The sequence below is a fragment of the Acinetobacter sp. genome (genome assembly GCF_036666595.1).
Classification (GTDB): domain Bacteria; phylum Pseudomonadota; class Gammaproteobacteria; order Pseudomonadales; family Moraxellaceae; genus Acinetobacter.
On record NZ_JAVWVO010000072.1, the window covers coordinates 1 to 763 of the forward strand.

General features: G+C 31.8%; 2 protein-coding genes. Both read left to right on the forward strand.

What is annotated here, in order from left to right; genetic code table 11:
* Window positions 1-207: helix-turn-helix domain-containing protein (locus RR876_RS16835; RefSeq protein WP_332637170.1), on the forward strand; the 207-nt coding region annotated here is incomplete at its 5' end.
* Window positions 200-409, forward strand: a complete 210-nt coding sequence (locus tag RR876_RS16840) for a hypothetical protein (protein ID WP_332637171.1) — start codon at window positions 200-202, stop codon at window positions 407-409. The genes RR876_RS16835 and RR876_RS16840, both read left to right, overlap by 8 nt.
* Window positions 410-763 lie beyond the last annotated feature (354 nt).

Consider the following 763-nt stretch of genomic DNA (forward strand, 5'->3'; position numbering starts at 1 on the left):
CTTCACCTTATTCGTGAAGAGTTAGAGATTTCTCAAAAAGAACTGGCTGCAACCCTTGGAATCAAACAGCCGTCATTGTCAGCAATCGAAAATCGTGGTCATGATCTTAAAATTTCAACGATGAAAAAGTATGTTGAAGCCATGGGCGGAAAACTTCGTATTGATGTAGAGCTTCCAACAGGAAAACACATAGGATTCAATGTCTAATAATAAGCTTTTGAGAAATAGTACTAAATTACTTGTTAATCTGGACAAGTTTATATTTTTAGTCAATGCTGCCGATAGCCTAGAAGAAATTGAAATTATTAGAGATTTATGCTGTGACTATTTTTCACATTATAATAGACCAAGCTATTACACAGATATTTTTGACAATGCTTATTGGATAAAATATTACGAAATAGCTTAATCCTTCCAGATTCGCATAAGAGATTTTATGTTAAATGGAATTATTTTTAAGGTATACAAATTAAAAACCCCAGCTTTAGCTGGGGTGAAATTTTTGGTCTTTATGCATACTCATACACATCTATTAGATGCCATCGGATGTATGTACCAACCTAATTGCTATGATACCCAAAATAATAGGAAAACACAAGTTTCTATGTCATGATGCTTAAGACATTGTTTTTTATTGATTAACATGGATAAAAATTTATCTAAAATTGTAGATTTAATTTCATCAGAAAGATTAAAGAGCTACGAACAAGTCTTCGGTACTAAGAGTCAAAATGAACTACTAGGTGTTTATTTCTGGAATATC

Excerpts from the sequence above, each read along its gene's own strand:
- RR876_RS16840 (WP_332637171.1), top strand. The coding sequence starts at position 200 with ATGTCTAATAATAAGCTTTTGAGAAATAGTACTAAATTACTTGTTAAT.